The sequence below is a fragment of the Spirosoma sp. 209 genome (assembly GCF_002006735.1).
In the GTDB taxonomy this organism is placed as follows: domain Bacteria; phylum Bacteroidota; class Bacteroidia; order Cytophagales; family Spirosomataceae; genus Spirosoma; species Spirosoma sordidisoli.
The window spans coordinates 266,057-289,471 of record NZ_MVEC01000009.1 but is presented as its reverse complement, the minus strand read 5'-3'; the positions used below and the strand labels follow the sequence as shown (position 1 = coordinate 289,471).

The 23,415-nt window shown below is 57.9% G+C and carries 29 protein-coding genes; 10 read left to right on the top strand and 19 right to left on the bottom strand.

The genetic code is table 11. The features are described from left to right. Window positions 1-21: 21 nt before the first annotated feature. Complete coding sequence (locus B1C80_RS16545) at window positions 22-270, bottom strand: acyl carrier protein (RefSeq protein WP_077922294.1); 249 nt, start codon at window positions 268-270, stop codon at window positions 22-24. Between the two features lie 303 nt (window positions 271-573). On the opposite strand from B1C80_RS16545, the gene kdsA reads away from it, so the two are divergent. Then, entirely contained in the window at window positions 574-1,425 is an 852-nt protein-coding gene (kdsA, locus tag B1C80_RS16540; RefSeq protein WP_077922293.1) for a 3-deoxy-8-phosphooctulonate synthase, read from the top strand. Window positions 1,426-1,497: 72 nt separating this feature from the next. Then, a complete protein-coding gene (locus B1C80_RS16535; RefSeq protein ID WP_077922292.1) occupies window positions 1,498-2,220 on the top strand; it encodes a phosphatase in 723 nt (240 codons plus the stop codon). 2 nt (window positions 2,221-2,222) lie between these two features. Here the strand turns inward: B1C80_RS16535 and B1C80_RS16530 are convergent, their stop codons facing one another. The 11 genes from B1C80_RS16530 to B1C80_RS16480 all read right to left on the bottom strand — a co-directional run bounded on the left by B1C80_RS16530 (window position 2,223) and on the right by B1C80_RS16480 (window position 11,673). Then, a complete protein-coding gene (locus tag B1C80_RS16530; RefSeq protein ID WP_077922291.1) occupies window positions 2,223-3,080 on the bottom strand; it encodes a TIGR01459 family HAD-type hydrolase in 858 nt (285 codons plus the stop codon). A gap of 73 nt (window positions 3,081-3,153) precedes the next feature. Beyond that, on the bottom strand, window positions 3,154-3,795 hold the full coding sequence (locus B1C80_RS16525) for a carbonic anhydrase (RefSeq protein ID WP_077922290.1): 642 nt from the start codon (window positions 3,793-3,795) through the stop codon (window positions 3,154-3,156). Continuing rightward, window positions 3,782-5,374 carry a SulP family inorganic anion transporter gene (locus B1C80_RS16520; RefSeq protein ID WP_077922289.1) on the bottom strand — a complete coding sequence of 531 codons (1,593 nt, stop codon included), beginning with the start codon at window positions 5,372-5,374 and terminating at the stop codon, window positions 3,782-3,784. Before B1C80_RS16520 ends, B1C80_RS16525 begins: the two co-directional genes overlap by 14 nt. A 194-nt stretch (window positions 5,375-5,568) precedes the next feature. Continuing rightward, a complete protein-coding gene (locus tag B1C80_RS16515) occupies window positions 5,569-6,234 on the bottom strand; it encodes an SCO family protein (RefSeq protein WP_077922288.1) in 666 nt (221 codons plus the stop codon). Beyond that, the gene (locus B1C80_RS16510) at window positions 6,203-6,805 is read right to left on the bottom strand and encodes a toxin-antitoxin system YwqK family antitoxin (RefSeq protein ID WP_077922287.1); all 603 of its coding nucleotides are present in this window, start codon (window positions 6,803-6,805) and stop codon (window positions 6,203-6,205) included. The genes B1C80_RS16515 and B1C80_RS16510 overlap by 32 nt, the downstream gene beginning before the upstream one ends. Further along, the gene (locus B1C80_RS16505) at window positions 6,777-7,550 is read right to left on the bottom strand and encodes a YHYH protein (RefSeq protein WP_369822707.1); all 774 of its coding nucleotides are present in this window, start codon (window positions 7,548-7,550) and stop codon (window positions 6,777-6,779) included. Before B1C80_RS16505 ends, B1C80_RS16510 begins: the two co-directional genes overlap by 29 nt. A 75-nt stretch (window positions 7,551-7,625) precedes the next feature. Then, on the bottom strand, window positions 7,626-8,111 hold the full coding sequence (locus tag B1C80_RS16500; protein WP_077922285.1) for a periplasmic heavy metal sensor: 486 nt from the start codon (window positions 8,109-8,111) through the stop codon (window positions 7,626-7,628). Beyond that, the gene (locus B1C80_RS16495) at window positions 8,090-8,413 is read right to left on the bottom strand and encodes a hypothetical protein (RefSeq protein WP_077922284.1); all 324 of its coding nucleotides are present in this window, start codon (window positions 8,411-8,413) and stop codon (window positions 8,090-8,092) included. Before B1C80_RS16495 ends, B1C80_RS16500 begins: the two co-directional genes overlap by 22 nt. A 30-nt stretch (window positions 8,414-8,443) precedes the next feature. Beyond that, window positions 8,444-9,034: an RNA polymerase sigma factor gene (locus B1C80_RS16490; protein ID WP_077922283.1), complete on the bottom strand. Its 591-nt coding sequence runs from the start codon at window positions 9,032-9,034 to the stop codon at window positions 8,444-8,446. Between the two features lie 150 nt (window positions 9,035-9,184). Then, window positions 9,185-10,225, bottom strand: a complete 1,041-nt coding sequence (locus B1C80_RS16485; protein ID WP_077922282.1) for a hypothetical protein — start codon at window positions 10,223-10,225, stop codon at window positions 9,185-9,187. Between the two features lie 80 nt (window positions 10,226-10,305). Beyond that, window positions 10,306-11,673: a glutamine synthetase family protein gene (locus B1C80_RS16480; RefSeq protein WP_077922485.1), complete on the bottom strand. Its 1,368-nt coding sequence runs from the start codon at window positions 11,671-11,673 to the stop codon at window positions 10,306-10,308. Window positions 11,674-11,896: 223 nt separating this feature from the next. Between B1C80_RS16480 and B1C80_RS16475 the strand changes: the two genes are divergently transcribed. The 5 genes from B1C80_RS16475 to B1C80_RS16455 are packed head-to-tail and all read left to right on the top strand — an operon-like array spanning window position 11,897 to window position 15,070. Then, window positions 11,897-12,190, top strand: coding sequence for a hypothetical protein (locus tag B1C80_RS16475; RefSeq protein ID WP_077922281.1), 294 nt, complete (start codon window positions 11,897-11,899; stop codon window positions 12,188-12,190). Between the two features lie 33 nt (window positions 12,191-12,223). Continuing rightward, on the top strand, window positions 12,224-12,970 hold the full coding sequence (locus B1C80_RS16470) for a CPBP family glutamic-type intramembrane protease (protein ID WP_077922280.1): 747 nt from the start codon (window positions 12,224-12,226) through the stop codon (window positions 12,968-12,970). A gap of 31 nt (window positions 12,971-13,001) precedes the next feature. After that, window positions 13,002-14,177, top strand: coding sequence for a sensor histidine kinase (locus B1C80_RS16465; protein ID WP_161492777.1), 1,176 nt, complete (start codon window positions 13,002-13,004; stop codon window positions 14,175-14,177). Next, on the top strand, window positions 14,174-14,368 hold the full coding sequence (locus tag B1C80_RS16460; protein ID WP_077922278.1) for a hypothetical protein: 195 nt from the start codon (window positions 14,174-14,176) through the stop codon (window positions 14,366-14,368). Before B1C80_RS16465 ends, B1C80_RS16460 begins: the two co-directional genes overlap by 4 nt. A 3-nt stretch (window positions 14,369-14,371) precedes the next feature. Further along, on the top strand, window positions 14,372-15,070 hold the full coding sequence (locus tag B1C80_RS16455; RefSeq protein WP_077922277.1) for a LytTR family DNA-binding domain-containing protein: 699 nt from the start codon (window positions 14,372-14,374) through the stop codon (window positions 15,068-15,070). On the opposite strand, the gene nadB is transcribed toward B1C80_RS16455, so the two are convergent. The 4 genes from nadB to nadA are packed head-to-tail and all read right to left on the bottom strand — an operon-like array spanning window position 15,063 to window position 18,277. Continuing rightward, window positions 15,063-16,673, bottom strand: a complete 1,611-nt coding sequence (nadB, locus tag B1C80_RS16450; RefSeq protein ID WP_077922276.1) for an L-aspartate oxidase — start codon at window positions 16,671-16,673, stop codon at window positions 15,063-15,065. The two genes, B1C80_RS16455 and nadB, sit on opposite strands and share 8 nt — an antisense overlap. Before the next feature lie 2 nt (window positions 16,674-16,675). After that, a complete protein-coding gene (locus B1C80_RS16445; protein ID WP_077922275.1) occupies window positions 16,676-17,053 on the bottom strand; it encodes a DUF5615 family PIN-like protein in 378 nt (125 codons plus the stop codon). Further along, a complete protein-coding gene (locus B1C80_RS16440) occupies window positions 17,037-17,267 on the bottom strand; it encodes a DUF433 domain-containing protein (RefSeq protein WP_077922274.1) in 231 nt (76 codons plus the stop codon). Before B1C80_RS16440 ends, B1C80_RS16445 begins: the two co-directional genes overlap by 17 nt. 20 nt (window positions 17,268-17,287) lie before the next feature. After that, window positions 17,288-18,277 (bottom strand): quinolinate synthase NadA, encoded by a 990-nt coding sequence (gene nadA, locus B1C80_RS16435; protein WP_077922273.1) that lies wholly within the window; start codon window positions 18,275-18,277, stop codon window positions 17,288-17,290. 173 nt (window positions 18,278-18,450) lie between these two features. On the opposite strand from nadA, the gene B1C80_RS16430 reads away from it, so the two are divergent. Then, a complete protein-coding gene (locus tag B1C80_RS16430; protein WP_077922272.1) occupies window positions 18,451-19,518 on the top strand; it encodes a ferredoxin--NADP reductase in 1,068 nt (355 codons plus the stop codon). 45 nt (window positions 19,519-19,563) lie between these two features. Then, entirely contained in the window at window positions 19,564-20,220 is a 657-nt protein-coding gene (locus tag B1C80_RS16425; protein ID WP_077922271.1) for a class I SAM-dependent methyltransferase, read from the top strand. A gap of 8 nt (window positions 20,221-20,228) precedes the next feature. On the opposite strand, the gene udk is transcribed toward B1C80_RS16425, so the two are convergent. Further along, entirely contained in the window at window positions 20,229-20,846 is a 618-nt protein-coding gene (gene udk, locus B1C80_RS16420; protein WP_077922270.1) for a uridine kinase, read from the bottom strand. Between the two features lie 20 nt (window positions 20,847-20,866). Between udk and B1C80_RS16415 the strand changes: the two genes are divergently transcribed. Beyond that, a complete protein-coding gene (locus B1C80_RS16415) occupies window positions 20,867-22,285 on the top strand; it encodes an ATP-binding cassette domain-containing protein (protein WP_077922269.1) in 1,419 nt (472 codons plus the stop codon). A 64-nt stretch (window positions 22,286-22,349) separates the two neighbouring features. Here the strand turns inward: B1C80_RS16415 and atpC are convergent, their stop codons facing one another. Together atpC and B1C80_RS16405 are read right to left on the bottom strand one after the other, a co-directional pair. Then, window positions 22,350-22,595 carry an ATP synthase F1 subunit epsilon gene (atpC, locus tag B1C80_RS16410; RefSeq protein WP_077922268.1) on the bottom strand — a complete coding sequence of 82 codons (246 nt, stop codon included), beginning with the start codon at window positions 22,593-22,595 and terminating at the stop codon, window positions 22,350-22,352. 69 nt (window positions 22,596-22,664) lie between these two features. Continuing rightward, a complete protein-coding gene (locus tag B1C80_RS16405; RefSeq protein WP_077922267.1) occupies window positions 22,665-23,372 on the bottom strand; it encodes a hypothetical protein in 708 nt (235 codons plus the stop codon). Window positions 23,373-23,415: the final 43 nt, after the last annotated feature.

Genomic DNA, 23,415 nt, shown 5'->3' with positions numbered 1-23,415 from the left:
GTAATGCCGCTCCTCCGAAGCTTACTTGCCAGCTTGTCCGGCGTTTTTCTCCAGGAAGTCAATAGCCTGGCCTACCGTCAGGATCTTTTCCGCTTCGTCGTCAGGAATCGACTGGTTGAATTCCTTCTCAAATTCCATGATCAGTTCGACCGTATCGAGCGAATCGGCACCCAGGTCGTTCGTGAAGCTTGCCTCTGGCGTTACCTCCGACTCTTCAACGCCTAATTTCTCAACAATAATGCTTTTTACTTTTTGTGCAATTTCTGACATTTTAGTAGCCCGTTGGGAGTTAAAAAACTGCGCAAAGAAACGGATTAACCTTTGTATTGTCAAACTATTTTTTGTCGCTCTGCTCAGGCCTGGTGTTTTGAATTATATTTATAAATGGTTGATAAACAGAAAGTTTTGCTAGCGAAGCCTGGTTTTTGTTCATCGTTCAGGGGATAATAGACCATTAGTTTGGTAGGCTATTTATGGTGTTTTCCCCCTCCGGTGCCTCCCCGAGCGAGTCGGTTGGTTCGTCGGCTATTCCGAACAATCTCGGTATATTTGACCTCCTTATCAGTACAAGCTATGTCTCAGAAAATTGTGCGCGTCGGCGATATCGACTGTGGGTCGGACGAGTTGTTCCTCATCTCGGGACCCTGTGTGATCGAAGACGAAAAAATCATGATGAGCGTTGCCGAGCAACTCCGCGAGATTGCCGAACGACTCCATATCAAGGTCATCTACAAGTCGTCGTTCCAGAAGGATAACCGCTCTGACCTGACCTATTATTCCGGACCGGGCCTCGACAAGGGTATTGCCATTCTGGCGAAGGTGAAAGAGCAGTTTGGCTTCCCCATCCTGACCGATATTCACTACCCCGATCAGGCTGCGGCTGCGGCCGAAGTGGTCGACGTGCTGCAGATTCCGGCCTATCTGTGTATGCAGAGCATGCTGGTGGTAGCGGCTGCCCAGACGGGGCGGGTCGTGAACCTCAAACACGGCCAGTTTCTGGCGCCTGAGAACATGAAACACCCGGTCAAGAAGATCGAAGATTCGGGCAACGACCAGATTATCCTGACCGAGCGGGGCTATACCTTCGGCTATAACGACCTGGTGGTTGACCCGCGCAGCTTCTACCACATGGGCCGCACCAACTACCCGGTTGTATTCGACGTAACGCACGCCATCCGGAAGTACGGTATTCCGTCGAAAGATGTGAAAGGCGGAGCGCGTGAGTACCTGCCCGTACTGGCCCGCGCGGGCGTAGCTGCGGGTGTCGACGGGCTCTTCATCGAAACCCATACCTGCCCTTCCGAAGCCCTCTGCGACGCGGCCAGCCAGCTGGATATCCGCTACCTGGAAGAGTTCATGAAGCCGCTGCTGGAGCTGCACGCCGTTGAAGTCAAATACCGCAATACCCTGCCCCAGCTGGCCTAGCCAATCGGGTTCTGTTTTACCTGAAGCCAACCTGCAACCTGCAGCGTTGGCTTCTTTTCTATAGTCTGTTCCATGAATGTACATCAGGAGATAGAGTCGCTGTTTACGGGCCTGGGTGGCCGGTTCGTTACCCCCGTCGATACGCTGGCCGGGAAGGTAAGCCGCATACGGGCCATTGTGTTCGACTGGGACGGGGTGTTCAACGACGGTACCAAAACGGGTTCGGGTAGCAGTCCCTTCAGCGAGGTCGACTCGATGGGCACCAACCTGCTGCGGTTCGGCTTGTGGCTGCACCAGGGCGAGCAGCTGCCCGTAGCGGCCATCATTACAGGCGTTACCAACACCATGGCCGATAAGCTGGTGGGGCGCGAGCATTTCGATGCCTGCTACTCGCAGGCCAAGCATAAGGTCGATGTGCTGACTCATCTGCTGGATCGGCATGGCCTGCAACCGCACGAGGTGGCGTTTTTCTTCGATGATGCGCTCGACCTGTCGGTGGCGCAGGTGGCCGGGGTGCGGATTATGGTTCACCGCACGGCCAACCCGCTCCTGACCAACTACGTAGTCAATAATAACCTGGCCGATTACCTGACGGGGCATACCGGCGGGCAGTTTGCGGTGCGGGAGGGCTGTGAGCTGCTGCTGGGGCTGCTGGGGCAGTTTGAACCGGTTATGCTCGAGCGGCTGCGCTACCGGCCCGTATACGACCGCTACTACGCCCAGCGCCAGCAGATCGAATCGGCCTACTGGACAGTTAGTCTGGACGGGACAATTACGGCCAAGGAACCGGGCTGACCTCAACTGCCCAGGCTACCGATCGTTTCGCAGACGTAGGTCGGGATGATGCCCGTGGCCAGGATGCGAAGCTCGGCTTCGTGGGGGGCGGTGTTGCCCGTCAGTACCAGCGCCGTATCGAGACCAAACTTGTTGCCGCCCAGAATATCGGAACGGAGCGTATCGCCCACCATCAGAATGTTTCGTTTGCTGATGCCCGGCAGGCGCTCCTGTACGCGTTCGTAGGCAAACATGAACAGCTGCGCATCGGGTTTGCCGAAGCGGATAAACTGCTTACCTACGATCGACTCCAGCATGTCGGCAATGCTGCCGATAGCGATGGCCAGCCGGTTTTTCGAGACCGGGTAGGTAGCGTCGGTATTGGCCACGATAACCGGAATATTGCGTCGGCGGAGCAGGTTGACGGCTTTGTTGATGTCGGTATTCCAGTCGAACCCTTCGTCGTCGAGCAATACGAGGGCGTTCACTTCGCTGATGTTTTCGAGGGTCAGCTCGCTGATGGAGAGCGTATGCAGATCGGCCGATTCGAGGTAGTGGGCCGAGTTCTGCGTACCGAGGTAGGCCACGGTGCCGTGATCGACTTTGAGCTGCAGGTACTCGCGGGCCAGCATACCCGACGAGATAATCATATCGGGGTCGATGTCGGTCAGGCCCAGCCGCCAGTACGATTCGGCCAGTTGCTGGGGGCTGCGGGAGGCATCGTTGGTCAGAATATAAACGGCTTTCTGCTGCTCGCGCAGGTAGGCAAACGTTTCGACAACCCCCGGAATCAAGCCCTTGTAATTTTTAAGAACGCCGAATGCATCGAAGAAAAATACCTGGTACTGGTCGGCGAGAGAAGCGAAGGGCTCTAGTGTCATAATAGAAGGGTAAGTCGTCAGAGAAGTATAACCGGTTGTTCGGCGCGTGGGTTTCCGGTCGGTGCAAACCGGATTAATGGCGGCTTTGGGCCAGAACCGGGCCCGGGCTCTGGGTAGCGCCCGGTGGGGTGAGCGTAATGACCTCGTTGAGCAGGCCCGTTCGCAGGTTGAAGACCCAGCCGTGGAGACTCGGTATCTGATGAGACGCCCACATATTCCGGACGCTGGCGGTATCGGCCAGGTGCAGAATCTGTTCCTGAACGTTAAGCTCCACCATGCGGTCGAAGCGGGCCTGGGGATCGGGAATCTGGTCGAGCTTGGCCTGGTGTTTGGCCTGCGCCCGGCTGATGTTGCTGAGCCAGTTGTCGATCAGCCCCAGTTTTTTGCCCGACATAGCCGCTTTCACCCCACCGCATTCATAATGGCCGCAGACAATTACGTGCTGCACCTGTAGCACCTCAACGGCATACTGCACCACGCTCAGCACGTTCAGGTCGTCAGGCACAACCAGGTTGGCAATGTTGCGGTGAACGAACATCTCGCCGGGGTCGGTGCCGGTAATTTCGTTGGCTGGTACGCGGCTGTCTGAGCAGCCGATCCAGAGGAAGTTTGGCTTCTGATCGGCGGCCAGGTCGCTGAAGTAGGTCGTATCCAGCTCCAGTTTATCCTGAACCCAGGCTTTGTTGTAGAGCAAAAGCTTTTCAGACGGCTGCATAAGTCGGTGCGTTTTTTTTGCGCTGCGTTACCTCGCGAAGTTCGTAGTTGATCCCCTGCCGTTGCGCGGTTTTGGCGTAATCGGTCAGCAAGGTATAAATATCGTGGTCAATAAAGGCAGCGTGCCGACCATCGATCAGCACCGAATCGCCGGGTTTCAGCGATCGGAGGAGTTCTTTCAGCGCGGGTTTACTCAGGAAATACACGTCTTTCTGAAACTTGACCAGCACGTTATGGCCATCGCGGATGACCCGAAACGGCGACTGCGAGTTGGTGTACAGCACGAACAGATACCCTACCGCCAGCCCGATCAGCAGCCCAAAGAGCAGGTCGATAAAGATGATACCCAGCACGGTAACGATGAACGGTACAAACTGGCTCGTACCTTCCCGGAAGGTGGCCGAGAAGACGGCGGGACCGGCCAGCTTGTAGCCCACAACGATCAGCAGCGCGGCAATGCAGGCCAGTGGAATATGGTTGAGAACGGAACCCGCCAGCAATACCGCCAGCAGTAGCAGTCCCCCCTGCAGGATGGTCGACAGCCGCGACCGGCTGCCGCTGAACACGTTGGTCGAGGTTCGGACCACAACGGACGTTACCGGTAGCCCACCCGCCAGACCCGAAAGAATATTGCCGATCCCCTGCGCCACGAGTTCCTGGCTGGGCGACGATACGCGGTTCAGCGGGTCGAGCCGGTCGGAGGCTTCGAGGTTGATGAGCGTTTCGAGGCTGGCCACCAGGGCAATGGTAGCGGCAATGCCGTAGACCCGCAGGTCGGTCAGGATGCTGAAGTCCGGAAAGTCGAGGATCGAACTCCAGCCTTTCTGAGCCGATAAAACCGGCAGGCGAACCATGTGCTCGTTGGAGTCGCCCAGATAAAAATCGGGGAGGTAATACCGGAAAAGCTGGTTCAGCGATACGCCGATCAAGACCATAAGCACAGCCGCCGGAAGCAGTCGAAACAGTTTGCGGCCCTGCCCGGCCAGTCTGTCCCAGACCACCAGAATCCCGATCGACACCAGGCTGATGATCATGGCGCCCGGGCTGGCCGTCAGCAAAGCCTGGTAAATTTCGGTGAATGTATTTTCGTGGTCGGCCAGCTGGCTGAACTCGAACTCGCCTTCGTAGTCGCTATCCCGTCCCAGCGCGTGTGGAATCTGTTTCAGCACGATAACCAGCCCGATACCGACCAGCATCCCTTTGATGACCGAGTCGGGAAAGAAACTGCTGAGCCGACCGGCCTTGAGAAACCCCATCACTACCTGCATGATACCGGCCAGGATCACCGCCACCAGAAACACTTCGTACGAACCCAGACTGCTGATGGATTCGGCTACGATAACAGCCAGACCGGCGGCCGGTCCGCTGACGCTTATTTCGGAACCCGACAAAAAACCAACGATGATACCGCCGATGATGCCGGCAACGAGCCCTCCAAACAGCGGAGCGCCGGAGGCCAGCGCAATACCCAGGCAGAGGGGCAGGCCAGCCAGAAAAACCGACAGAGCCGCCGTGAGGTCGTTGGGCAGATAAGCGGTTCTGTACTGCCGGAGCGTATGAAGCGTCGTAGAAAACAACATGGGTTGAGGAGTAGAGGTTACGGAAAGCGAACGAATCTCGCAAAAGTACACCGACTTGGCTTATTATTTTCATCGCAACCAGCTAAAGATCAGTCGACTACTTTCTGGTCGTTGGCGGGGTCACAAACGCTGGTAAGCGCCCGGACAATCCGGGCGCTGGATGGGACGCTGAAGTACGTAAAAGCCCAGGTGGGTTAGGGGAGTAGCGCCCGAATATCCGCAATAAGTTTGTCGATGTCGAGCGGCTGGGTGCCGTTATACACCCCCCGTATCCGGCGCTGCTGATCGACCAGGATGATGTGTTCGGTGTGCAGAAACTCGGTAGAGTCGCGGGTGAATCCGATGGCTTCTTCGGCGAAATACGACTGACGGGCCAGGTCATAGATGGCTCCCCGGCTGCCCGTCAGCAGGTGCCACCTGGTGTCCAGCACCCCTTTCTGGTCGGCGTACCGGCGCAGCCGGGGTACCGAGTCGAGCCAGGGTGTAACGCTGAACGATAAGAGCTTAACGCGGGGCTCGTGCCGAAAGCTGTCCTGAACGGTTTTCAGCAGGCTCGTCATTCGGGGGCAGATGCTGGGGCAGGATGTAAAGAAAAAGTTGGCGACATGAATCCGGTCGGCTACGGCAGCCTGCGTAACTACCTGCCCGGTCTGGTCGCGGAACGAAAAGTCGGCAATGCGGTGGGTAATGGTTTTGTCGACCTCGGCGGGGTCGGTCAGCCAGACGGGCGTAAACGTGGGGGTGTTGTAATACGGCACGGCCGCCGAACGGTCGTTGCCGGACCTCGGCTGGCAGGCGAGCAGGCAGGCGTATAGCCCCAGCAGCATACTAATGCGTAACGGCAATTGAATCCCAGACATTGACACAGTTTTTAACCCCCGTAAATCCGTAGGCGCGTCCGTTTCGAACGGCGTAATTGGCTTTCAGGCTACCGTCGGCAAACCATTGTTGCTGGCGACCGGCTTCCTGCCCGTTTTGGTAGTTGCCGTTGCGGGCGGGCTGACCGTTCGGGTACCACTCTTTCCGACTGCCCTCGTACACATCGTTCCGGAAGTGATAAACGAAGGCGGGTTTTCCGGACTCGAACCAGCCCCGCTGCGGCCCTTCCTGCCACCCGTTCCGAAACCGGCGACTTTCTTTCAAGCGGTGGTTGGGGTGCCAGAACCGGTGTTCGCCCTCGGCTTTTCCGTCGACATAAGCGCCCACAAAGAGCGTGTCGTTAGCCGGGCCGAGTTCGAACTGCCAGCCGCTGAAGGGTTTGCCCGATAGCCACAACCGCCCGCTGCGCCGTTGCCAGCCCGCCTGGCTGGTGGGCTGGTAGACCGAGGGCACCGCAACGGCTGGTTGTTCGGGCTGTGGCTGGCAACCGGCCCCTAACAGCCCGAACAGCAGCCAGTAGACCTTACTGCGTAACGGTGCCTGCTTTGCCATAAAATCCGCTGCCGCTGATGTAAGGGTCTTCGGCCGTAATGTGGTAATGATAGATGCCGTTCGGGAAATCGGTCGTCGCGTGGGTATGGCCGTGGTACTTGTCGAGGTCGGCGTTGGTGATGGTTTTGCCATTTTCGACGGGGCCGTATACGGGGAAGCCATCGAGCAAAAAGCCCATCAGCGCATCTTTCCCTTTTTTAGTGGTCAGGTAGAACGGCTCGAGGTGGTAGTGGTAGAGGCCCTGCTGCTGAGGATGCCCGCCATACTGATCGAATCCGTTAATTTCGTTGGTAAGCGGGGAGTTCATAGCCGCGTACTGGTTGAAAAACGGCACCCCGTTGACCGACACCCCGGTAGGACCACCGGGGGTCGACGCATGGGCCGCGTCGACCGTTGGGTTGAGCGGTATCTTAAACGTCAGGTTGATCTGGCTGATGGTATTGGGGTTGATGGCAAACCGGGTGTTGGTGCCGTTATACGCTTCGTACAGCGAGCTTTCCCACTTGGTACCCTTGTAATAAGGACTCTTGTGATCGGGCAGGCTGGTGGTTTTGATCACGACGTTCGTGCCTTCGATGTAGATGTCGCTGGCGCCGTAGATTTTCTTATATACCTCCGGTACCGTTGTATCATTGGAGGGCGTTACGGTATCGTCGGAAGTGGACTGGCAGGCGGTAGCAAAAACCAGGCAGCTGGCCAGCAGGGTCAGCCCGCGACGGGCCGTCAGGAATGAAGATGGGGTCATAGTCATTAGTGAGTTGGTATGACCTTAGACGACCTTCCGAACGCGTTCCTACGGCCCTTCCGAAGAATTTTTTGACTATTGCCGGGGTGGCCCGCCGGGGCCCGGTCGCTGCGGCCGGGCAAAGAGCTGCCCCAGTTCATCGACGAGCTGTGCAAAATCAGCCTGCTGGTCGGGACGGCAGAGGGCTTTGATGTCCTGAAAATGGGTGTAGTTCAGTTGAGCCACCGCCCGCTGATTAGCGGCAATCTGCTGGCTCAGCGAGCTGGCCTGGTTGGTGTCGGGCTGGTCGGTGGCCAGCAGGCCGTAGTAACGACGGTATAGCTCCGCCGACTGACCCGCCAGCGTCCGGGTTTGCCGACGGTGAGCTTCGATCAGCCGACGATATTGCTGCTGCTGGGCGGCATCGAGCCGAAGCCGGTCAATGATGAGCCGGGCGGGGCCTTCGCCGGGGGCGCCCGGGCCGGGAGGAGAGCCGGACTGGCGGATCAGAAACCCGATGGTCACCAGGTTCAGCACCAGCAATCCCACCAGGGCGATGGTTAATAGTTTGGTCCGCTCCATACGTCATAGAGTTGGTTGGTAGCCGGATAGAGATTCAGGTCGGTCACGACGGTGTTCAGCTCACTAGCGTCGGCCGGGGCAGACGCCAACCGACCGCTGGCTGCCTGCCAGTTCAGGACCACCAGCAGCCCGAACGACGCAGCCGCCAGCCAGACCGTTCGCATCGGCAAACGAACCGGAGCCGCTTTTTCGGCAATCCGGTTGCGGATGCTGGCAAACAGGAACGGACTGGGCTCGGCCCGCTGCAGATCATCTACACTACCCAGAACGTCGTTAATCCATTTTTCTTTTTCCGGTTCCATAGCTCGTTAGACGCCAGTAGCTCTTTATTCCTACGGCCTGCCTGATTTATACCAGCCTGCCAGTTGTTTTTTCAGGTTATCGGTAGCGCGTTGCAGCAGCGACTCGACTGCGCCTACACTGACAGCCATGACCTCAGCCGCTTCACGATTGCTCAGCCCTTCGATTCGGGTCAGAATATAAGCCGTTTTTTGTTTATCGGCGAGGGTATCGATGGCCCGGAACAGGATAGCCGCGTTTTCCTGCCGGTCGAGTTCGATACCGGGATGAACGAAATCGGGCGGGTCGTGGAGCAGGTTGCCGCTCGATGGGTCGAAGAGGCTGGTCAGAAAGGCAAACCGCTTCTGCCGTTTTTTGTGCTTCAGGTAATCGAGCGACCGGCTGACCGTGATCCGGTAGAGCCAGGTGGTTACCCGCGCGTCGCCGTTGAAACGCCCCGCCGACCGATATACCTCGACAAAGACATCCTGCGTAATTTCTTCGGCGTCTTCGCGCGAGCGCACGTAGCCGAGCGCGGTGTTGAACACCCGGCTTTTGGTGCGCTCATACAGCTGTCGGAAAGCGGCTTCGCTGCCCTCCGCAACGGCGTCGAGCAGGACGATCAGGTCAGACGTATCGGCCATGCAGGGTCACGGTGGCTACCCGCAGCAGCAACCGGCTGTTGCGGTTCGGGCTGGTAAGGTAAGCGTTCCGGCTGACAATCAGTCGGGTACGTAGCTTATTGCCCGTTGTCTGTCTGGCTGCAAAAATCGCTCCTAACGATCAATTACGGCCTAGATGTTCAGTCTCCGCAGTATCGGATCGGCATCGAAGGTGTCGATAGATGGGAAATAGGTTTCGTAGGCTTCGTGCTGGAGTTTGGTGGCGTAGGTACGGTGAAAAAAATACCGGCCGTATTTGATGACGTAGTTCAGGATAAAGAACCGGTAGGCTTCGGGCAGGAACCGGATTTCGCGCTCGGTAAGCGGGTATATTTTGTGGTACTCTTCCAGAAACCAGCCAAACCGCTCTTCCATCAGCGGCCCGATAACGTAGCTGAACACGGTACGGTCGCCCACGTCGGAGCAGACCCGGCTGAAGAAATAAAAATCCATAACCCGGTAACTGATCCGGAACCAGTCGTAATCCCAACGCGAATAGAGCTTCAGATCGTCGGTGACCGAGAAGTTGCCGATGTTCCAGTCGACGAAGACGGGCATGGTTTCAACCGTTTTGGCAACCAGTTTCTGCCGGTTTTCGAGAAACAGATGGCACTGCCGGCGCAGGGCTTCTTCGTTCAGGCGGTGTTCGTACTGGCCGGTTTCGGTGCTGAGCAGGTCGAGCAGCCCCTGAATGTCGGACCGGAGGGTTTTGGCGTATTTGGGCAGTACGGGGCTGGCGCGGTTACAGGCCAGGTGGAAGCGGGCAATTTCGGCACCTAGTTTCCGGATATGGGTTTCGTCGAGCCGGCGCGGCATCCGATTCATGGTCCGGATGGGGTTGTAAAAAACAACCCAGGCGTCGATTGTATGCTCCTGATGCCGGTAGATAAATACCTGCCCGTTTTTAGACAGCGAGCGGGCCAGCACGTTCTCGAACGGATACAGCAGGTTGTTGGCCAGCGCCTGAATGATGCGGTGATCATCGCGAAAATGCTCGAACTTACCGAAGTACGAGAGCTTGGCAATGACCCGGTCGCCGGAGTCGAGCGTGAGCCGGAATACGTGGTTGGTCGATACGCGGGCGCTGATGTCTTCAATAGCCTGTACCGTCTGGCTCGGGTCAAACGCGGCCCACGCTTGCCGGATTATAGTGGGATAATCAATAAGACGCATAACATCGGGTCACGGTTTTCTGCTTCCTGTCTGCTGGTTGGGCGGCTGTCCGCAAACCGTAAACCGAAGAGAAAACCGGGTTAAATGATCTCAAAATATCGCTTCAGCTCCCAGTCGCTGACCTGCCGGGCATACTGCCGGGCTTCCCAGTCGCGGGTGCGGGTGAAATGGTCAACAAATTCGGCCCCGAACAGTTCGACGGCCACCGCCGATTCGGCCATTTGCCGGGTGGCGTCGGCCAGGTTGCCCGGAATGACGCCGTGCTGTTTATCGGCGTATCCGTTGCCGATGGAAGCCGGAATGTCGAGCGAGAGGCCGTGCCGGATGCCGTACAGGCCCGACGCCAGCGCAGCCGCCAGCGCCAGATAGGGATTGGTGTCGGCGCCCGATACCCGGTGTTCAACCCGGCAGTAGGCTTCCTTGTGGTTCAGCACCCGGAGCGCCGTAGTCCGGTTATCGACCGACCAGGTTACGGTGGTGGGCGCCCAGGCTCCCTCAACGAGTCGTTTGTAGCTGTTGATGGTGGGCGCAAACATGGGCGTGATATGCGGCAGGCAATGCAGTTGACCGGCAATAAACTGCTGCATCAGCTCGCTCATGTGTTTGTGAGCCCCCTGGCTGGTGTCGGCGTAGAACAGATTCCGGGTCTGGTCGGCGTTCCATAAGCTCTGGTGAATGTGGCCGCTGCAGCCGGGCAGGTCGGCGTTCCATTTGGCCATAAACGACGCCACGAGTCCGTGACGATACGCAATTTCTTTAACGGCGGTTTTGAACAGCGCAGCTTTATCGGCCGCGCCCACTACCTCGTCATGATGGATAGCAGCTTCGTAGACCCCCGGACCGGTTTCAGTGTGTAGCCCTTCGAGCGGAATGTCGAAGCGCGTCAGAAAATCGAACAGATCGTTGTGGAAAGCAGACTCGAGTGAGGGACGCAGGATCGAGTAGCCAAACATGCCGGGCGTAAGCGGCTCAGGGTTCCGGAATCCTTTGTCGTGCAGGCTCTGCGGGGTTTCGCGGAAGTTGAACCACTCGAATTCCTGCGCCATGCGGGCGTGGTAGCCCATCTGGCGGCACTGTTCTGCAATCCGCTTCAGCAGCGAGCGCGGGCAGGCGGGCAGGCTGGTCCCGTTGGGCCGGGAGAAATCGGCCAGGAAAAACGGGATGTCGTCTTCCCACGGAATCTGCCGAAACGTAGCTACGTCGAGCCGCACCGGCGCGTCGGGGTAGCCCGAGTGCCAGCCCGTAATGCCCGCGTTGTCGTAGGGCGCATCGGTCATGTCCCACCCCCAGACCACGTCGCAGAAGCCAAAGCCGTCGGTCAGGCCGTCGATGAACTTCTGACGGCTGATCACCTTACCCCGCAACACCCCATCGATGTCGGCGAAGGCGTACTTGATTTTGTGAATGTCGTGTTCAACGAGGAAGTCAACAACGGCTTGCGGAGTCATGGGCATGGGTGTTGGTTGAGGCATGAGAACGGATCGGCTGACAAACAGGACACGCAAAGATGCGTTTCGGCAGGCTTCCTCCCAAACTTCGGCCCGTTCCTCCCACGATTGGCGGGGTTCGTCACACCGATTTTCGGGGGCGGAGGGGCGGTGCTTGTTTTGAACCATCAACCACGGCACGAAGCCGCGGGCTGACCCAAAAACGACTTTACCGTTCAAACCGATGAAAACGATTTATAAAACCTTCGCCCTGTTGCTGATTACCGCTTCGCTTACGGCCTGTGCCGATTCATCCATCGATCCCGTCAAACCAGCGTTGCGGCCCCAGTCGGCCGTTGAGCGGCCCGATAGCGTACAACTGGTGCATATCCTGCCTTTCCATGACAACGCCCGGCCGCAGTCGATTCCGATGGATACGCCCGACGCCGTTAGCCCGGTCGAGCCTCAACCCCGGCCGTCGGTAGCCCCCGCTCCGCAGCCCACCGGTATGCCGATGTATGTCTCCATCAGCCAGTAGCGCATTCCTTCTGTTTTTTCCTATACGCCTGTCATGAAAACGTTTCGTATGCGCTTCGCCGATTTTACCGCCTTTACCCGCCAACCCCGGTACCTGCTGCCGCTGGATGAAACACCCGGCCAGCGCACGACCGCGACCGCCAGCCTGTTTCTGGCCGAGTACCCGCTTTTTCTGACAGTTTCGGCCCTGTCGATCGGGTCGCTGCTGCTGACCAGCCACCTGACCGGGCAGGACGTTCTCCGGCTGCTGAACCCGTCGAGCCGGTTTCCGCTTACGGTACTGATCGTAGCGGGTCTGGTTGCGCCTGTCCTGTCTGAAACCCTGTTCCGGTTCATGCTGCGGCTGACCCCGGCCCGGCTCGAAGTGGCCGTAGCGCTGCTTCTGCTGGTCCTGATTGACCTGTCGTACAAAGGCATCAAGGCCGTATTGAACGAGCAGGCTGTTTTCTGGGTGGTTCCGGTCTGGATAGTCGTTGTCTGGCAGCTGAGCCGATACATCCGGCGCCCGGCCGTTTACACGCAGATCGAGCGGTTCTGGCAGGTTAATTTCCGGTGGGTGTTTTACGGCTTGGCGCTGGTCTACGCCCTGTTTCGGGTCGACAATACCGTTTCGCTGACCGACTGGCAGGTGTTGTGGTTACCGGTGCTGCTGCTGCCCGGTTGGCTGATCGGCCTTTATCTGGGCTACGTTCGGATGAAATACGGGTTCTGGTTTGCCGTAGCCGTCCATGCCCTGATGATGAGCCTGTCGATAGGGCTGGAAATAATCCGGTTGTTGTAGCTTTGACGAGTTGATGGAGACGAATTTGAGTATGCACAATGAAAAAACTGGCTACTGGTCTTCTTTTGCTGGCTGGCTTGGCCAGCAGGCCCGGCCCTTTGTTGCCCGCTGGTGGCTGTGGATTGTGCTGGTAGTGAGTCCGGCTTACCTGGTGTATTATTTTACGGAAAGCAGCCTCGAAAAGCGGATCAGCATCGGTATCCAGAAAGCCGAAAAGCGGGATAGAGCATTGGCAAAAGAGACTGGGCAAAAGGCCAGCTCGTCGTACCGGGCCGGGATTCTTATAGGGACCACTGTACGTCTTATCGTGAACGAATGGCCAACTCTATTGCTCATAGCGTTGCTGATTGCCGCTTTGTTGCGGCTACATTATCTGTACGTGTTCCAGGTGTTATTCGAGCGGGATGCTATCGGTCGTCGGGTATATGTTGTTGTTGCGGTGGTAGGATGGCTCACCCTGGCCGCTATTTTTTCGATGCTAATCGGCCAACGGGGGGCCGAGTATGATTACCACTGGACACTGGCTAACAGCTTTGTGTTGATGAATATTGGCTATAGTCTGGTTACGTCGTGGCAAAATAGCCGCCGTCGGCAGCAGGCTCTGATTCAGCAGCGTATTCAGGCCGAACTGGATGCCCTCAAAGCGCAGGTGAACCCGCATTTTCTGTTCAACTCACTCAACAACATCTACGGCACAGCTATAGTAGAAAACAGCCCCCGAACGGCCGAAAGTATACAGCAACTCTCCGGAATTGTACGCTACGTGATGGAAGAGTCGCGGCAGAAAACGACGGACATACAGCGCGAGCTGCGGTTTATCGACGATTACGTGGAGCTACAGCGCGTCCGGATTCCGGACCAGGCCAATATCCGGATCGACACCGACATTCAGTGGGATGAGCGCCCGGCTCAGATTGTGCCGCTGCTGCTGAACCCGCTCATCGAAAATGCGTTCAAATACGGCATCAGCATCCAGCAGCCCTGTTTTGTGCGGATTCGACTGCGGGTTCAGGACAACAGCCTCCATCTGGGTATCGAGAACAGCATTCTGCCCCGTACGGACCTGGAAAAAGGGACCGGGCTGTGGCTGGCCAACGTCCGGCAGCGGCTCGCCCTGGCCTATCCGAACCAGCACACCCTGCGAATAACTGATCAGAACGACACATTTTCGGTAGATTTGAGCATCAACCTCAGCCCGAACGGATGAAATCAACTACCTGGCTAATCATGGCATCGATTGGTCTTTTCGCCATGGCTGCGGCCCTGTCCGTCGTTACCCTCGTCAATACGTACCTGAAACGAGGGGTCATCGACTGGTCGAACGTTGTCATCAGTCTGCTCTTCAGCCTGGCCGCCTACCGGATGTATACACGCTTGAAGCGGCCCACGGGCCGATAACCCATGCTTACTCAACTCCGCTGCATCGCCATCGACGATGAGCCTATTGCCCTCGACGTGATCAGGGCCCACGCGGCCAAAGTGCCGTTTCTGGACCTTCGGCGTACCTTCGTCAACGCCATCGAAGCGCTTGCGTTCCTGAAAACCGAGACCATCGATCTGATCTTTCTCGATATCAACATGCCCGACCTGACCGGGCTGGACTTTGCGCAGGTGGTCGGCAACCGGAGCCTGGTGATTTTTACAACGGCCTACCCCGAATACGCCCTGCAGGGCTTCGAACTCAGCGCCCTCGACTATCTGCTGAAGCCCATTGCGTTCGGCCGTTTTTTTCAGGCGGCCAACAAAGCCTACGAGCGCCTAGCGGGTCCCGACAAAAACGGCACGCCAGCGCGTTCACCCTACGTGTTCGTGAAAGATGGCTACGACTGGGTCCGTATCAGCCTGGCCGAGTTGCAGTACGTAGAGTCGGAGGGCAATTACCTGACGTTTCAGGAAACGGGCAAAAAAACCCTCACCCGCATGACTATCGGCGAGGCTATGGAGATGTTGCCGGCCGAGCAGTTTATGCGGGTTCATAAATCCTATATCGTAGCGCTGGACCGCATCGAAAAAATCGAGCGTCATCAGCTAACGATCGGTAAAGTGCAGGTGCCGCTCAGCGGAAGCTACCGCGACGAACTGCTCGAGCGGGTTAAGTGAGAGCGTTGCGGGTCTCCTGTTTCAGATTATCGAGGTTGAAGTGCAGACCGCGGTTGTCGCGCCGGGCCATGGCGGCTTTGATGACCAGATACGCTACTTCGATCATGTTGCGCAGCTCGCAGATCCGCACCGATACTTTCGACTGTCGGTACAGCTCTTCGTGTTCCAGATACAACAACTCAAGCCGGTCCATAGCCCGTTTCAGACGTCGGTTCGATCGAACAATGCCAACGTAGTTCGACATGATGGCTTCCAGCTCGCGCTGAATTTCGGTGACCAGAATCAGTTCTTCGGGGTGTGTCGTGCCGGCATCGTTCCAGTCCGGAATACCGTCGGGTAGCGATGCCTGCTGGTAGTTGTCGATAGTTTTCAGGTAAGCCCGGTGCCCGAAAACCACCGCTTCGAGCAGCGAGTTGCTGGCCAGCCGGTTGGCGCCATGCAGACCCGTACAGGCGCATTCGCCCACGGCGTAGAGGTAGTGAATATTCGTTTGCCCGTATTCGTTGACCCGAACGCCCCCACACATATAGTGCTGAGCCGGCACGACCGGAATAAAATCTTTTCGCAGGTCGAGGCCGTAATGATCGCGGCAGTAGGCCGTAATGGTCGGAAAATGCTCGACAAACCGGTCGTAGTCGACGTGGGTGACGTCGATGTAGACGTGCGGATCGCCGGTTTTTTTCATCTCCGAGTCGATAGCCCGGGCCACGATGTCGCGCGGGGCCAGCGACAGGCGGGGGTCGTAGTTCTCCATGAAGGTTTCGCCCTTCATGTTTTTCAGGACACCGCCAAACCCCCGTACGGCTTCCGAAATCAGGAAGTTGGGTTTCTTGTCGGGTTCGTAGAGCGCCGTTGGGTGAAACTGAATGAACTCCATGTCTTTGCAGATGCCCTTGGCGCGGTAAGCCATGGCAATGCCATCGCCGGTGGCAATGCTGGGGTTCGTCGTGTTCTGATACACGTTGCCGATACCGCCGGTAGCCAGCAGGGTCGTTTTGGCCAGAAACTTCTCGACCTGCCCGGTTTTGGTATTCAGCACGTAGGCGCCGTAGCAAACGTTGTTCGTGTCGTAGCGATGTACCGTTTCGCCGAGGTGGTGGCGCGTGATCAGCTCTACGGCGTAGAAGTGGGTAAAAATTTCGATGCTGGGCAGCGAGTGGGCTTTTTCGAGCAGGGCTCGTTCAATTTCGGCGCCGGTGATGTCTTTGAAGTGCAGAATCCGGTAGTCGGAGTGCCCGCCTTCCTTGGCCAGGTCGTAGTCGGTGCCGTCGTGCTCGCGGTCGAAACGGGTGCCGTAGTCGATCAGCTCGCGGATGCGGCCGGGCCCTTCATTGACAACGATTTCAACGATGTGGCGGTCACTCAGGTAGTCGCCGGCTACCATTGTATCCTCGATGTGTTTCTCGAACGAGTCATCTTCTGACCAGACGGCGGCAATGCCCCCCTGGGCGTATTTGGTATTGGTCTCGTCGGCCTGCACTTTGGTGATGACACCAATTTTGACGGGCTGCTGCCGGTCTTCAAAATGCATGGCCAGCTTGGTGGCGTAGCTAAGCCCCGCAATACCGGAGCCGATGACTAAAAAATCGAATTGATGGGGCATTGTTAGTTGGGTTGAGCAGGTCTGATTCGTAATAGGTCGTTGCTTAGTACTGAGAAACTGGTAAATAGCTCAGCTCCCTGCCTGGCAATAACCTCACAAACCCGCCTTGATTTTTCAGCACTGCTCATTTGTTGAAATCTTACCAGAAGAATACCGCAGTGGGGCATCCTGAGCCGATGTACGAGTTCACCAAAATCCTTGTCTTCAGTAAGCAAAATCGCTTTTTTATCGACGGCTATTTGTAACACCTGTGGATCAGAAATACTGGAAAACGATTCAGCAATGGCCAGTACGGAATAGCCATCTGCCCGCAACTGTTTTACAATGGCGAAGTCAAAGTTTTCGTCGGCTACAAAAGTCAGGTCATCCTGCCTGGGCATAGACAACCTCGTTTTTTATTGTTTCGGAAGCAAACAGCAGGCAAGCATACAAAGCCGCTTCTGAAGCGCGCGGGTACGACTCCAGCAGCTGCGACATGGTTTCGCCATTACCCAGTTTTTCCAGAATCAGATCAACCGGAATACGGGTGCCTTTGATGACCGGTTTCCCAAACATAATGTTCGGGTCAGAAAGGATGTAATCACGCCAGTTCATACGCTTTGTGTTTAACCCGCTTATTTGCTCAGCTCCAGCATGCGTGCTACGGACTCGTAGGCTTTCAGCCGAATGTCTTCCGGCACAATGATCTCCGGCTGCTCGTACAGCATGCAGTTGTACAGCTTCTCGAGCGTGTTCATTTTCATGTACGGACACTCGGAGCAGGCGCAGGTGTTGTTCTGGCTGGCCGGAGCCGGAATGATTTTCTTGTGCGGCACCGCCTGGCGCATCTTGTGCAGAATACCGGCTTCGGTACCTACGATGAACGTCTGCTCGGGGCTATCGACCACGTATTTCAGCAGCGCGGTCGTTGAGCCGACATAATCGGCCTGGCTCAGAATATGCTCCTGGCATTCGGGGTGCGCGATAAATTTGGCTTCGGGATACTCGACGCGCAGTTTCTGAAGCTTCTCCAGCGAGATGTCGATGTGAACAATGCAGGCACCGTCCCACAACACCATGTCGCGGCCGGTCTTTTTCGAGACGAAACGACCCAGGTTCGCGTCGGGCGCGAAGATGATCTTCTGATCCCTGGGCAGGCTCTCTACGATCTTCAGCGCGTTGGACGAGGTGACGATAATGTCGGACAGGGCCTTGATCTCGGCCGAGCAGTTGATGTACGACAGCACGATATGGTCGGGGTACTGGGCCTTGAAAGCCGCAAACTTATCGGCCGGCGCCGAATCGGCCAGCGAACAGCCGGCGTTCAGGTCGGGAATGACCACTTTCTTCTGGGGCGAGAGCACCTTGGCCGTTTCGCCCATGAAGTGTACGCCACAGAACACGATCATGTCGGCCGGGGTAGCTGCCGCCTGCTGGCTCAGACCGAGGCTGTCGCCAATGTAGTCGGCCAGGTCCTGAATGGCGCCGTCGACGTAATAGTGTGCCAGAATAACGGCGTTTTTTTCTTTTTTGAGCCGGTTTATCTCGGCCACTAAATCTATATCGTCGGCAACGGGCTTGTTAACATAACCCACGCGTTGTACTTCTTCGAGCAAGGCTTCCATGTCTGGTTGGCAGGTGGTTTGTACCATAAACAACAACAACGGGCTAAATGTCACAGCGGGCCGAAAAGCCGGCCGCCGAACCGGCCCCGCCGATGCGGTTGTATCTACGGGCGAATTTGAGAAAATGGATCGGGCTTTCAAACAACCGCGGCTGATGGTGTAGTTTTAAGGCCATGAGCGATCTGCTACACCTTCGTATCACCCGCATCCAGCCCGAAATCGTGGTGGGCCACCGTTTCGATGCCGCCAGCTACTACCTGGAGTCGACCGATGGGCGATTGGTGCCGCACCGGGCCGGCCAGTTTCTGACCCTCATCCTCGACCAGGCGGGCCACGAAGTCCGGCGGTCGTATTCGCTCAGCTCGACGGCCGACGAACCGCTCCGGCTGACGATCAAGCGGGTGGAGAACGGGCAGATGTCCCGCTATCTGCTCGATACGCTACGGGTAGGCGATGTGCTGACGAGTCTGCCGCCCGCCGGTCGGTTCGTGCTGGATCACGACACCCCCGGCGACCTGGTACTGATTGGCGCCGGCAGCGGTGTAACCCCGCTGTTCAGCCTGCTTAAACAGGCGCTGCGCACCGAGCCGGACCGGCGGGTTACCCTGCTCTACAGCAACCGCACCGACCGAACCGTTCTGTTTCGCGACGAGCTGAACGACCTGCACCGGCAGTACACCGACCGCTTCCGGCTGATTCATCTGCTGAGCAACCCCGCCCATGAGCTGGCCGATCGGCACGGCACGGTCCGCACCGGCCGACTCAACAACGTCATGCTCGAAACGCTGCTGCCCGAGCTGATCGGTCCGGCCGACCCGGCGTCGGTGCAGTTTTTTGTCTGCGGTCCGGCCGATTACATGCGGATGGTTCAGTTTACGCTCGTCTTCAGCGGTATTCCGGCCCGTCAGATCCGGCGCGAAAACTTTGTGGTCGAGCCAGTTACGCTGGCCCCTCCGCCGGTTCATGCCGTTGACCGGACGGTCTTGCTGCACTACCGGGGCCAGTCCGTCGAGATTGCTGTGCCGGCTTATAAATCGATCCTGCAGGCGGCTCTGGACGAAGGAGTGCCGTTGCCGTACAGTTGCCGGGGTGGGCGCTGCTCAACCTGCGCGGCCCGTTGTACGGCCGGCGCGGTTCACATGACCATCAACGATGTCTTGACCGAGCGCGACCTGGCCGAGGGCTGGATACTGACCTGTACCGGCTACCCGGCCAGCAACGGCGTCGTCATTGACGTATAGACCGGCTGGCGGTTCTATCTTTGCTGCGAACAAACCGCAGATCGTATGAACGAACAGGCGCTTCGGCAGCTGGCTGCCCAACTCCGTTTGCCCGAAGGGGAGGCCGGTATTGCCGTCGCCAACCGGATGAACGTCAATAACGAGCTGATGAACCGCTGGGCCATCGACCAGCTTGCCGTACAGCCCGGTGATCAGGTTCTGGAGGTCGGGCCGGGCAATGGTCGGTTTGTGCCGGACCTGCTGGGGTCCGACCCGTCGGTGCGCTACGTTGGCTACGATCATTCAGCCCTGATGGTCAGTGAGGCCGTTGCGCACAACCGCGCCCTGGTCGACACGGGCCGGGTTCAGTTCATATGGCGCAGCGGGCCGGTCATGCCGTTCCCGAACCATAGCTTTACCAAAGCCCTTGCCGTCAATGTCATTTATTTCTGGGAAGACCCGGCGGCCGAACTGGCCGAGCTGCATCGGGTACTGGCGCCCGGAGGCCGGTTGCTGCTCGTCATCCGGCCCCGGTCGGTGATGGTGCGGCTTCCCTTCGTGCAGCACGGCTTCCAGCTGTTCGAACCGGCTGACGTAGCCGACCTGCTCGCGGCCAACCGCTTCCGCGTCACGGAGACGCGTGTGCTGGCTGAACCGGCGCAGCACGTAGGGGGCGAGGCTGTCTCCCTATCGACCGCGCTGATCAGCAGTGAACCCGTATGAGCAGCGGGTCAGACCTTTGTTTTCAGAAACGAGATCACCACATCGAGACCGCGCTGGTAATGTACGTTGTTCGGGATAACAATGTCGGCTTCGGCGCGGTAGGGCTTAATAAACTGTTTGTAGGTCGGTTTGACGTGGTATTTCCAGCGGTACATCACATCGTCAAGGTCGTAGCCCCGTTCTTCGGCATCGCGTTTGACGCGCCGTTCGAGCTTGATGCTATTTTTGGCGTCGATAAAGATTTTCAGGTCCATCTGGTCGGCCAGCTCCCGGAAATGGAAGACGAAAATGCCTTCTACCACAATGATGGGAGCTGGCTGAAACGTGAGCAGACGCGGGGTCACGGCAGCGTTATTGAACGTGTACTCCATCTGCTGAACCGTTTCGCCCCGGCTAAGCTGATGAATATGTTCCGCATACAGATGGTGATCAATCGTTTCGGGCAGGTCGAAGTTATGGACGCCCTGATCGTCGACCGCAATCTCGTTGATTTTTCGGTAGTAGTTGTCCTGAGAAATCAGGCAGATCTGGTCTTCGGCGAAGGCGCTCAGTATGCCTTTCAGAAACGATGTTTTACCCGAAGCACTGCCGCCGGTTATGCCGACGATAAACGGTTTGGTGGTCATTTTGCAAAGATAAGGTACGCATGAATCAATCCGACCCACTCATTACCCTTGATCAGGGATCGCAGCCCGACAACAGTCGCTCGTCGGCGGTCCATCCGTTATTTCAACTCCACGCGGGCCAGTGCTGGGCGGTAGTGGGTGCAACGGGCAGCGGCAAAACGCTCTTTCTGCAAACGCTGGCAGGTCAGGTGCCGCGGCTGGCGGGTCGGTTGGTTCGGCGGCAGTCGGTTGCCTACGTGTCGTTTCGCGAGGAGTCGCGGCTGTTTTCGTACAGCGGCCATTTTTATCAGCAGCGGTACCAGGCTACCATGAGCGACGAAGGAAGCCGGGGCCAGGCCGCACCCACCCTGCGCGATTATCTCCAGCTTGCCGACCCGGCGGCTGCCAGGCCGCTGCTGGACCGGCTTGGCCTGAGCCCCCTGCTCGACCGAACGTTCCTGAAACTCTCGAATGGGCAGAGCCGCAAAGCCCGTATCGGTAAAGCGCTGCTGCAACAACCGGCGGTACTACTGCTCGATAACCCGTTCGTAGGGCTCGATGCGGCTTTCCGACAGGAACTGACCCAGTGGCTGGCCGAACTAACCCAACACGGGCTGACGCTTGTGCTGGCTACCGATGCCGATTCGATACCGCCGTTTGTCACCCATGTGGTCGAGCTGGGCGGGAGCCAGATTCAGTGGGCGGGACCCATTCAGGCCTATCGACCCACTGCGCGGCCTCCGCAACAAACGGCCTTACCCATCTGGCAAACACCGGCGCTACCCGCCGACTTCGGCGAAGCGTTTCGGCTGAGCGAGGTAACGGTGCGCTACGGTGATCAGCTTATCCTGGACAGGGTCAGCTGGACGGTGCGCCCCGGCGAACGCTGGGCCCTGCTGGGACCGAACGGAGCCGGCAAGTCGGTGCTGCTGAGTCTGCTCTACGGTGATCATCCGCAGGCGTATGCCAACCTGATTCATGTGTTCGATCATCGGCGGGGGCGGCCCGGCCAGAGCATCTGGGATGTGAAACGGCGGATCGGGTTCGTCTCGCCCGAACTGCACCTGTATTTTCCGCAGCAGCTGACCGCCCGCCAGGTGGTGCTTACGGGGCTGACCGATACGCTGACCATCCCCCGGCAGGCCAGCGCCGACACTCAGGCCGACCTGCTGGCGATGCTGCGCTATTTCGGCCTGAGTGAGAAAGCCGATAAACCCTTCGGCCAGCTGTCAGCGGGCGAGCAGCGGCTGGTACTGCTGGTGCGGGCGCTGATCAAAAATCCGCCGGTGCTGATTCTGGACGAACCCTTCCAGGCCATCGACGCGGCCCGGGTAGAGCTGGCCCGGCGGCTGCTCGATGGCTTGCCCGATAAAACGATTCTGTTTGTTACCCACGACCGGCGCGAACTGCCCGACACCGTTGACCGGACGTTCGATATCGGCACGGAGGCCCCCCGGTAAACACAGAAGCCCGGTACACACACAGGGTTGTGTATGTACCGGGCTTCCTGACCAGGACGGGCTATCAGGCCACTACGGCTTCGGCCAGTACCAGCACTTTATTTTGCAATACTTCAACCACGCCACCATCGACGGTGAACGTTTGCTGACCGGTTGCGCTCTGCACAACGATCGGGCCTTTGGCGAGGGTGCTAACCAGCGGAGCGTGGTCGTTCAGTACCTGAAACTGGCCTTCGCTGCCCGGAAACGTAACCGCGCTGGCCTCTCCCGAAAAGACCTTCCGGTCTGGAGTAATTATATCTACTGTCATAGTATTACATGATGAACGATGAATGATGAATGATCTGCCCGGTGCATGTATCGTTCATCATTTGCCATTTTACAAAGCTCCCTTCACGAAGTTCAACACACTGCCGATCTGGCTTTTTACGGCGGGCTCAGCGGCTTTCGCCAGTGGGCCACCCTGGCCGAGTTTGCTCACCCCCGACAGCGCCGTCGATACCAGCGATTTGCCCGTCGAACCACCTCCGCCCAGCACCGACATGGCGCTGCCGAGGCCACTCAGGCCGCTGCTTAGCTGGCTGGCTTTCCCGATCAGCGATCCGGCCGAGACCAGATTTTCGAGCCGACCGGCTCCCGAGGCCAGTTTGGTCAGTCCAACGGCTTTACCGAGAACACCCGCTCCCAGCCCTCCGCCTGTAATCAGCGGCAGCAGTGTCTTTAGTTTACCCACCTGGCTCAGGATCTTATCCTTAAACGAGCTTGGTTTCTGCTGGGCTTCGGCCTCTACGGCGGCAATGCCGGTTTGCAGGGCCTGGGCCGACGCGGCTTTATCGCCTTTCTCCAAAGCGGCTACGGCTTTGTCCAGTTGCGCGTCGGGCAGGCTATCGGTCGAAGCCGCAGCGCCCGTTTGGGCAGTCGACGGCGTAATGGCCGTGTCCTGAATAGCGCCCCTGACGGAGGTAGGTGATGTGGTTGGTGCAGTACCGGCGCCGGGTAGGGCGGGGACCTGCGCCAGAGCGGTCGTGGTGGCCAGCAGGGTAGCGGACAGCAGCAGGGCTTTCCACTCAACTCGGATCGTTTTCATAACAACTTGTTTGTTCGTTTACGACGCTAAGACGACATTGAGC

Excerpts from the sequence above, each read along its gene's own strand:
- B1C80_RS16545 (WP_077922294.1), bottom strand. The coding sequence starts at position 270 with ATGTCAGAAATTGCACAAAAAGTAAAAAGCATTATTGTTGAGAAATTA.
- kdsA (WP_077922293.1), top strand. The coding sequence starts at position 574 with ATGTCTCAGAAAATTGTGCGCGTCGGCGATATCGACTGTGGGTCGGAC.
- B1C80_RS16535 (WP_077922292.1), top strand. The coding sequence starts at position 1,498 with ATGAATGTACATCAGGAGATAGAGTCGCTGTTTACGGGCCTGGGTGGC.
- B1C80_RS16530 (WP_077922291.1), bottom strand. The coding sequence starts at position 3,080 with ATGACACTAGAGCCCTTCGCTTCTCTCGCCGACCAGTACCAGGTATTT.
- B1C80_RS16525 (WP_077922290.1), bottom strand. The coding sequence starts at position 3,795 with ATGCAGCCGTCTGAAAAGCTTTTGCTCTACAACAAAGCCTGGGTTCAG.
- B1C80_RS16520 (WP_077922289.1), bottom strand. The coding sequence starts at position 5,374 with ATGTTGTTTTCTACGACGCTTCATACGCTCCGGCAGTACAGAACCGCT.
- B1C80_RS16515 (WP_077922288.1), bottom strand. The coding sequence starts at position 6,234 with ATGTCTGGGATTCAATTGCCGTTACGCATTAGTATGCTGCTGGGGCTA.
- B1C80_RS16510 (WP_077922287.1), bottom strand. The coding sequence starts at position 6,805 with ATGGCAAAGCAGGCACCGTTACGCAGTAAGGTCTACTGGCTGCTGTTC.
- B1C80_RS16505 (WP_369822707.1), bottom strand. The coding sequence starts at position 7,550 with ATGACCCCATCTTCATTCCTGACGGCCCGTCGCGGGCTGACCCTGCTG.
- B1C80_RS16500 (WP_077922285.1), bottom strand. The coding sequence starts at position 8,111 with ATGGAGCGGACCAAACTATTAACCATCGCCCTGGTGGGATTGCTGGTG.
- B1C80_RS16495 (WP_077922284.1), bottom strand. The coding sequence starts at position 8,413 with ATGGAACCGGAAAAAGAAAAATGGATTAACGACGTTCTGGGTAGTGTA.
- B1C80_RS16490 (WP_077922283.1), bottom strand. The coding sequence starts at position 9,034 with ATGGCCGATACGTCTGACCTGATCGTCCTGCTCGACGCCGTTGCGGAG.
- B1C80_RS16485 (WP_077922282.1), bottom strand. The coding sequence starts at position 10,225 with ATGCGTCTTATTGATTATCCCACTATAATCCGGCAAGCGTGGGCCGCG.
- B1C80_RS16480 (WP_077922485.1), bottom strand. The coding sequence starts at position 11,673 with ATGACTCCGCAAGCCGTTGTTGACTTCCTCGTTGAACACGACATTCAC.
- B1C80_RS16475 (WP_077922281.1), top strand. The coding sequence starts at position 11,897 with ATGAAAACGATTTATAAAACCTTCGCCCTGTTGCTGATTACCGCTTCG.
- B1C80_RS16470 (WP_077922280.1), top strand. The coding sequence starts at position 12,224 with ATGAAAACGTTTCGTATGCGCTTCGCCGATTTTACCGCCTTTACCCGC.
- B1C80_RS16465 (WP_161492777.1), top strand. The coding sequence starts at position 13,002 with ATGCACAATGAAAAAACTGGCTACTGGTCTTCTTTTGCTGGCTGGCTT.
- B1C80_RS16460 (WP_077922278.1), top strand. The coding sequence starts at position 14,174 with ATGAAATCAACTACCTGGCTAATCATGGCATCGATTGGTCTTTTCGCC.
- B1C80_RS16455 (WP_077922277.1), top strand. The coding sequence starts at position 14,372 with ATGCTTACTCAACTCCGCTGCATCGCCATCGACGATGAGCCTATTGCC.
- nadB (WP_077922276.1), bottom strand. The coding sequence starts at position 16,673 with ATGCCCCATCAATTCGATTTTTTAGTCATCGGCTCCGGTATTGCGGGG.
- B1C80_RS16445 (WP_077922275.1), bottom strand. The coding sequence starts at position 17,053 with ATGCCCAGGCAGGATGACCTGACTTTTGTAGCCGACGAAAACTTTGAC.
- B1C80_RS16440 (WP_077922274.1), bottom strand. The coding sequence starts at position 17,267 with ATGAACTGGCGTGATTACATCCTTTCTGACCCGAACATTATGTTTGGG.
- nadA (WP_077922273.1), bottom strand. The coding sequence starts at position 18,277 with ATGGAAGCCTTGCTCGAAGAAGTACAACGCGTGGGTTATGTTAACAAG.
- B1C80_RS16430 (WP_077922272.1), top strand. The coding sequence starts at position 18,451 with ATGAGCGATCTGCTACACCTTCGTATCACCCGCATCCAGCCCGAAATC.
- B1C80_RS16425 (WP_077922271.1), top strand. The coding sequence starts at position 19,564 with ATGAACGAACAGGCGCTTCGGCAGCTGGCTGCCCAACTCCGTTTGCCC.
- udk (WP_077922270.1), bottom strand. The coding sequence starts at position 20,846 with ATGACCACCAAACCGTTTATCGTCGGCATAACCGGCGGCAGTGCTTCG.
- B1C80_RS16415 (WP_077922269.1), top strand. The coding sequence starts at position 20,867 with ATGAATCAATCCGACCCACTCATTACCCTTGATCAGGGATCGCAGCCC.
- atpC (WP_077922268.1), bottom strand. The coding sequence starts at position 22,595 with ATGACAGTAGATATAATTACTCCAGACCGGAAGGTCTTTTCGGGAGAG.
- B1C80_RS16405 (WP_077922267.1), bottom strand. The coding sequence starts at position 23,372 with ATGAAAACGATCCGAGTTGAGTGGAAAGCCCTGCTGCTGTCCGCTACC.